Here is a 7330-nt window from a genome sequence, read left to right as displayed (position 1 = left end):
GGTGTCGGCGGTCGTGTCGACCCTGCTCGACCTCGACCGGTCGTACCTGGCGATCCAGGGCCCTCCCGGCACGGGCAAGACCTACGTCGGCTCGAACGTCGTCGCCCGACTCGTCCGCGAGTACGGCTGGCGCGTCGGGGTCGTCGGGCAGTCCCACGCGACGTCGGAGAACTTCCTGACCGCGGTCGTGAACGCCGGCGTCCCCGTGGACCGGGTCGTGAAGGTGCCGAAGTCCGGCGCGACCGAGGATGAGCTCGAATCCGCAGCCTGGACCCCGGTGAAGAACGGTGCCGCGGTCGCCGCGTTCCTGTCCTCGTGCGAAGCCTCCGGTACCGGCGGTGTCGTCGGCGGCACGGCGTGGACGTTCGCGAACGAGTCCACGATCGAACGCCGTTCCCTCGACCTGCTCGTCGTCGACGAGGCCGGACAGTTCTCCCTCGCCCCGACCATCGCCTCGTCGGTCGCCGCGACCCGGCTCCTGCTGCTCGGCGACCCCCAGCAGCTGCCCCAGGTGTCGCAGGGCTCGCACCCCGAGCCCGTCGACGAGTCCGCGCTCGGCTGGCTCGCCGACGGCCAGCACGTCCTGCCGCCGGAGTTCGGGTACTTCCTCGCCCGCACCCGCCGCATGGAGCCTTCCCTGACCGAGTCCGTCTCGAACCTGTCCTACGACGGGCAGCTGGCCTCGATGGTCTCCGGCCGGCACCTCGACGGCTTCGACGCAGGGGTGCACCCCGTGCCGGTCGTCCACGCGGGCAACACGACGTCCTCGGCTGAAGAGGCCGCCCGGGTCGTCGGACTCGTCGGTGACGTCGTCGGCCGCACGTGGACGGACGGTTCCGACACGCGTGCCCTGACCGACGAGGACGTCATCGTGGTGGCGCCGTACAACGCGCAGGGGGCGCTGATCCGGCAGGAGCTCGATCGCGCGGGCTACACGGGCACCCAGGTCGGCACGGTCGACCTGTTCCAGGGTCGAGAGGCCGTCGTGTCGATCGTGTCCCTGGCGGCCTCGAGCGCGGCGGACATCCCGCGTGGACTCGACTTCCTGCTCATGCCGAACCGGTTGAACGTGGCGATCTCGCGGGCGAAGTGGGCTGCGTACCTCGTGCACTCGCCGGCGCTGAGCACGGGGCTGCCGCCGTCGATCGCGGGCTTGTCCCTGTTGTCCCGCTTCATCGAGCTGGTCAGCCCCCGCCGCTGAGCGGTGGGATCACCCCGACTCGACCGTGCCGATCGTCGAGCTGTAGGTCGCGACAGCACCGAACTGAGCGCCGATGATCGTGACGGACCACGCGGAGCCGTCCGGTGCGACGGAGTAGAGCACGCGTGCGCCATCAGGAACGGCAGCGAGCCCGGTACCGTCGGGCAGCAGGATCCGCTCCGGCGCGGTCATCCCGACGGACAGGGTCGACGGGTACGGACCGGTACCGAACGACTGCCGCATGACGAAGGCGAGCGTGCCTGCGCTCTGCGCGACAGCCGACCGCTCGGTCTCGGCGGTCATCGGAGCTGGCGGCGCGGCAGGTTCCGGCTTCGCTGCTGGCACAGCCGACTCCGCCGGAGCAGCGATGGCCGAGCGTTGCGGGGCCGCAACCGGGCCGACGGCAGCGCTCCGGCCGTCGAGGGGGAGTGAGAGCGCTGGCAGGTGGACGCCGCTACCCGTCAGAGCAGCCCCGATGACCGCGTACGCCATGAGCGCCGTCCCGACGCTGCCGAGGATCGCCCCGCCGCGACCGAATGCCCGCGCAGTGGCCGAACCCCATCGTGCGGTCTTGATGGCCTGCACACCGAAGACGATCGCCGAGATGCCGATGGTCGAGACGATGAAGCCTGTCTGGATCCCCGACTGCTGCGGCTCGACGAGCGCGATGACGACGCTGCCGAGGCCGAGCAGCATCGCAAGGGTCGCGAACGCCCAGGGCCTTGTTCGCCCGCGTGGCTTCGCGTTCAGCAGCGGTGACGGTGCGTGGAGTGTCGGCAACCGGCGAGTACCACTTCGCGAGGTCGCGGACGAGTAGTCCGGAGGGGACCAATCTCGTGGTCCTGGCCCGCCCAACGGCATCGTCGTTCCCCCGTCCGCTCAGTACGACGGACCCATCCTGGTGGGCGACACTGCAATGAGCGATCCCCAGAACTGGGTTGACCGGCTGGCCATACTGAACACTGCGGACCGGTACGATCTCGGGTTCCCGGCGCTTGATTGGTATGCCTATTCAAGCGTTCGTCGAGTGGCGATGGCGTGCCGCCGGCACCTGCCCCCGCACTCGCTCGGAAGGGGCATCAGTCGTCGCTGGTCGGGACGCCACCCTGCATCTGCATCCGCATCTGGGCGAGGACGTCGGCGTGCAGGAAGTTGGCTTCGGCCGCACTGGTGGGGTCGACCACGATGCCGAACTCCTCGGGCAGTGCTGACACGAGCTCGGACATCGGCACCGGACGCCCCTCGGCGTCAGGCAGGCCGGCGGCGAGTTCGCCCGGGTCGGTGAAGACGGGCACGAACGGCTTGTCGCGGATCAGGACGTGGGCGACGCTGCCGGCCTCCGGAGTGCCCGCCGGCTTCCAGGGGACCCACGCAGCGCTCCGCAGGAAGCCCGCCGGCGAGGCGGCCATCCTGCGTCGCAGTTCGGCGGCCGCGGTCGGTGGGGCCTTGTCGACGCCTCGGCCGAAGGCTGATCCGTTCGTCTCATCGGTACTCACGCCAGCCATGCTGTCACGGTCGGCGGACACGGCGGGGCCGAGCCGCGCCTCCAAGGCAGATGCCCGGCGCACGCGGACGTGCGCCGGGCATCGGAGCTGACGGTCTCAGTACGCGGCCGACTGCCCGCCGTCGATCGGGACGACCGTCGCGTTGACGTAGGACGCGTCGTCGGACAGCAGGAACGCGACCACGGCGGCGATCTCGGGCGCCTCGCCGTAGCGCTTCGTCGGGTTGACCTGGATGAACTCCTCGGCGGCCTTGCGCGGGTTCTCCGCGTCGAGCTGCTTCATCGAGTTCTCGACCATGGGCGTCCAGATGGCGCCGGGGGCGATGGCGTTGATGCGGATGCCGTAGCGGCCGTACTCGACGGCCGAGTTGCGGGTGAGCCCGACGACGCCGTGCTTGGCTGCCGCGTACCCGGACTGGTTGCCGATGCCCCGGATGCCGCCGACGCTCGCGGTGTTCACGACCATGCCGGAACCCTGCTCGCGCATGACCTTGAGCACCTTCTCGAGCCCGAGGAACACGCCGCGCAGGTTGATCGACACGACGCGGTCGAACTCGGCGGCGGTGAAGGACTCGGTGGGGTTCTGCTTGCCCTCGATGCCGGCGTTGTTGAAGAAGCCGTCGATGCGGCCGAAGCGCTCGGTCGTGGCGGTGACGTAGGTGTCGACCTGGGCCTCGTCGGACACGTCGGCGACGGTCGTCAGGACCTGCGCGTCCGGGGTCGCGTCGAGGACGGCGGTCTTCGTCGCCTCGAGTCCCTGTTCGGAGACGTCGACGAGGGAGAGCGCAGCGCCCTCTGCTGCCAGGCGGACGGCGGTCGCGCGGCCGAGGCCGGAGCCCCCGCCGGTGATGAGGACGACGCGGTCGGCGAAGCGGGTGGCGACGGTGGTGGTTTCGGGCATGGTGGGAGGCCTCCTGAGGTCTTCGACGGTGAAGGGCTCGGGGTCCGCGATGGGGCAGCGAGTCCGATCGATGCATCTGCATCGAGTTCGCTAGACTACACCTGTTGTGCAACGACACGGTCAGCAGGCGTCCAGCACCCGCACCATCGCGTCCCGCTCCGCCGGAGCCACCCACAGACGGTACTTCGCCTTCACCGTGACCTGGTGCTCGATGTACGTGCAGCGGAACGCCCTGTTCGCGGGGAGCCAGGTCGCGGCGTCGCCGGAGCCCTTCTGCGAGTTGGACCGGCCGTCGACGGCGAACAGGTTCGCCGGGTCGTTCGCCAGCGCCTGCCGCTCGGCCTCGGTGAGCTGCTGCGCCCCGGTGCGCCAGGCGTTCTCGAGCGCGACGACGTGGTCGATCTGCACGAGGGTCGAGGTCGTGTTGCCGCGCACGAAGTCCACCGTCGCACCGGTGTACGGCGAGACGAGGGTGCCGGTGAGGACCTTGCAGCGGCCCTCGCGGGTGATGTCGGCGAGGTCGCGGGCGAGGACGTCGTTCCGGGTGTCGCACCCGTTGCGGTCGACGTCGAGCCACGCGCTGCCGAAGTCGCCCGTGCGGTCGTAGCCGGTGCCCGCTGCCTTGCCCTTGACGGGCAGGTCGGCGAGCTGAGTGCGTGCGCGGACGGCGTCGGCGTCGGTTCCGCGGCTGACGGTCGGACTGGAGGCGGGGGTCGCCCCCGACGACGCCTGCTGCGGTCCGATGGTGGTCGTCTCCCCGGCCGTGGGGCCGCCCGCCGCGGTCGTGCCCGCCGCGTCGGCGTCCGGCCCGAGGACGCCGGACGCATCGAGCGCGTACCCGCCGACGGCGAGGGCCAGGACGACGAGGACGGAGGTCAGGGTGATGCGGCTGCGGCGTCGGCGGGACGTCATGCGGTGGGACTCCAGGTGGTGCGGGCGGAACGGTGGCGCGGGGCGGAACGGTGGTGCGGCGATGTGCGCAGCGGCTCAGGCCAGCAGGGAACGGATGTCGTCGGCGGTCAGGTCGTCGGCGAACAGGGCGTCGTCGTCGATCATCGTGGCGAACAGCTCGGCCTTGCGGGCAGCGAGGGCAAGGACCTTCTCCTCGATGGTGTCCTCGGCGATGAACCGCTGGACGCTGACCGACCGGGTCTGCCCGATGCGGTGGGTGCGGTCGACGGCCTGGGACTCGGCGGCGGGGTTCCACCACGGGTCGAGCACGAACACGGTGTCCGCCTCGGTCAGGGTGAGCCCGAAGCCGCCGGCCTTCAACGAGATGAGGAACGCCGGGGCGGTGCCCTGCCGGAAGCGCTCGATGACCTCGGGGCGCTTGCGGGTGGAGCCGTCGAGGTACTCGTAGCCGATGCCGCGGGCGTCGAGGGCGTCCGAGACCATCCGCAGGAACGAGGTGAACTGGCTGAACACCAGGGCGCGACGGCCCTCTGCCGCGAGCTGCTCGAGTTCGTCGAGCAGCAGGTCGAGCTTGGCCGAGGGGATCGGAGGTGCGGAAACGTCCGAGTCGCTCGGCGGCGACGACACCAGCGCCGGCGACAGCGCGAGCATCCGCAGCAGCGTCAGCGAGCGGAACACGATCATCCGGTTCTTGGACAGGTCGTCGATGAGGTCGAGGACCTTGAGCCGCTCCCGGTTGAGCGTGCGCTCGTACAGCTCCCGGTGCGCGGGGTCGAGCGTGACCCGCACGACCTGCTCCTGCTTCGGCGGCAGGTCGGCGGCGACGGCCTCCTTCGTGCGGCGGAGCATGAGCGGCCGGATCCGTCGCCGCAGCCGCGCGGTGAGCTCCTGCCGGGCCTCGCCACGCAGGTCGGGGGAGGCGAGGGGCTTCACGTAGTCGTCGCCGAACCGGGTCCAGGTCGACAGCAGCCCCGGCGCGACGATGTGGAACAGCGCCCACAGGTCGGTCAGACCGTTCTCGAGCGGGGTGCCGGTGATCGCGAACTTCACCGGTGCCTGCAGCTCCGACGCCACGCGGTGGGTCTGCGACTGCGGGTTCTTCACGAACTGCGCCTCGTCGAGCACCAGTGCCGACCACGGCAGGCCGGTCCATGCCTGCGCATCGAGCCGGAGGAGCGCGTACGAGGTGACGACGACATCGGCCTGCGATGCCGTCCGGGCGACGAGCCCCGGGTCCTTCAACGAGGTCGAGGTGACCGTGGCGACCCGCAGCGACGGTACGAACTTCGCGGCCTCGGCCGACCAGTTGCCCACGACCGAGGTCGGTGCGACGACCAGGAACGGGGGCGCGTCGGGCTCCGCGGCACGACGGGCGGCGACCATCGCGAGCACCTGCAGTGTCTTGCCGAGGCCCATGTCGTCGGCGAGCACCCCGCCGATGCCGTGCGTCACCAGGAACGACAGCCACGCGTACCCGGCGTGCTGGTACGGCCGCAGGTCGGCGTGCACGGTGTCCGGCACGGGGAGGTCACCCGGGGGAGTCGCCCCGAGCAGCCCCGAGGCGATCGCCTGCCACCGCTCGTCGTGCGAGGTCTCGTCGGCGAGCAGGTCGAACTCGGTCCACAGCCCCGCGTGCAGCGGCGTGACGGCGATCGGCTGGTCGGGCTCCCACTCGTCCAGGTCACGGGCCTCGTCGATGAGCTCCTTGAGCCGGTCGAAGGCGGGGTCGGCCAGCGACAGGTACGAGTTGTCCACGAGCTTGAGCCGTCGCTGCCGGCCGGCGAGTGCGGTGAGCAGCGGAGTGAACGGGATCTGCTTGCCGTTGACGCTGACGATGATGCCGAGATCGAACCAGTCGTGCTTGTCCGACGGCATCGTGGTGACGCGGATGTGCGGTCGACCGCTCAACCGCTCGTAGTCGAGCCGCTCGCCCTGCACGACGGTGCGGACGCCGAGGGACGGCAGCTCCGGCAGGAACTCGTTCGCGAACACCGCGACGTCGGCCCCGTCGATGGTGCCGTCCTGGAACCAGTCGAGTCCGCCACCGGGGCCTGCAGCCCGGACGGGAGGCCCGCCCAGCCCCGCGTCGTCGGCCTGCGGTGCCGAGGCGGCCGGCTCCACCGCCGCGGCCGGGTCCGACACGGCGACGTTATCGGCGGCGCGGAGCACGGACAGGTCGGGGAGCGGGCCGTGCAGGGACACCGGGTCCTTCCGGCCGTCAACGTGCCAACGCCAGTGCAGGTGCACGCGGTCGTCGGTGCGCGGGGCCCGGGCCGGCTCGAACGTCGCGGTGAGCACGAGCTCGGGCGGGGTGCGCTCGGGCAGCTCCACCGAGCCGTCGGAGCTGACCAGGCCGAGGGCACCGCGCAGCCGGGGCGACCAGTCGGCCAGGAACTCGTCGACCTCGGCGGTCGGCACGGTGATGCGGGTGCCGTCGAGGAGCATGCGTCGCTGGTCTTCCGGCACCGGCGCCGGGGTCGGGGCGACGGCGACGGTGAACTCGGGGCTCTCGCGGAACACGTAGACGCCGTGGTCGCCGATCATCCGCGCGGCTCCGGGAACCACGGGACGGCCGTCGAGCACCGCACTCGCCCCGATCACCACGGCGTCGTCGTGTCGCGCGACATCGAGCAGCACCTGGGCCTGCGTGCCGAGCACCGCACCGCCCTCGCGCTTCCCGGTGACGAACGCGATGTCGAGCGCCGCGGCCTGCTGCAGGAGCGGCCAGAGCAGGGGACTCCGGAAGTCGTCGAGGTGCAGCCAGTCGCTCTCGCCGGGCAGCCCTGCGAGCTGTCCGGCACGGTGCAGGGCC

Annotated in this window: 6 protein-coding genes; 1 reads left to right on the top strand and 5 read right to left on the bottom strand. The window is 71.3% G+C overall.

The window, feature by feature from the left end:
* A partial coding sequence (locus DEJ17_RS17250) for an ATP-binding protein (RefSeq protein WP_146239757.1) occupies positions 1 to 1201 on the top strand: 1201 nt, incomplete at its 5' end.
* Positions 1202 to 1210: 9 nt separating this feature from the next.
* On the opposite strand, the gene DEJ17_RS17245 is transcribed toward DEJ17_RS17250, so the two are convergent.
* From DEJ17_RS17245 to DEJ17_RS17225, 5 genes are all read right to left on the bottom strand, one after another.
* A complete protein-coding gene (locus tag DEJ17_RS17245) occupies positions 1211 to 1897 on the bottom strand; it encodes a hypothetical protein (RefSeq protein ID WP_110895626.1) in 687 nt (228 codons plus the stop codon).
* Positions 1898 to 2280: 383 nt separating this feature from the next.
* Complete coding sequence (locus tag DEJ17_RS17240; protein ID WP_146239756.1) at positions 2281 to 2706, bottom strand: SseB family protein; 426 nt, start codon at positions 2704 to 2706, stop codon at positions 2281 to 2283.
* Between the two features lie 96 nt (positions 2707 to 2802).
* The gene (locus DEJ17_RS17235; RefSeq protein WP_110895622.1) at positions 2803 to 3606 is read right to left on the bottom strand and encodes an SDR family oxidoreductase; all 804 of its coding nucleotides are present in this window, start codon (positions 3604 to 3606) and stop codon (positions 2803 to 2805) included.
* Between the two features lie 120 nt (positions 3607 to 3726).
* Positions 3727 to 4518, bottom strand: coding sequence for an HNH endonuclease family protein (locus DEJ17_RS17230; RefSeq protein WP_258366888.1), 792 nt, complete (start codon positions 4516 to 4518; stop codon positions 3727 to 3729).
* A gap of 75 nt (positions 4519 to 4593) precedes the next feature.
* Positions 4594 to 7330: DEAD/DEAH box helicase (locus tag DEJ17_RS17225; RefSeq protein WP_110895618.1), on the bottom strand; the 2737-nt coding region annotated here is incomplete at its 5' end.

The organism is Curtobacterium sp. MCSS17_011, assembly GCF_003224275.1.
Lineage (GTDB): Bacteria > Actinomycetota > Actinomycetes > Actinomycetales > Microbacteriaceae > Curtobacterium.
This window is presented reverse-complemented; position numbering and strand designations above follow the sequence as displayed.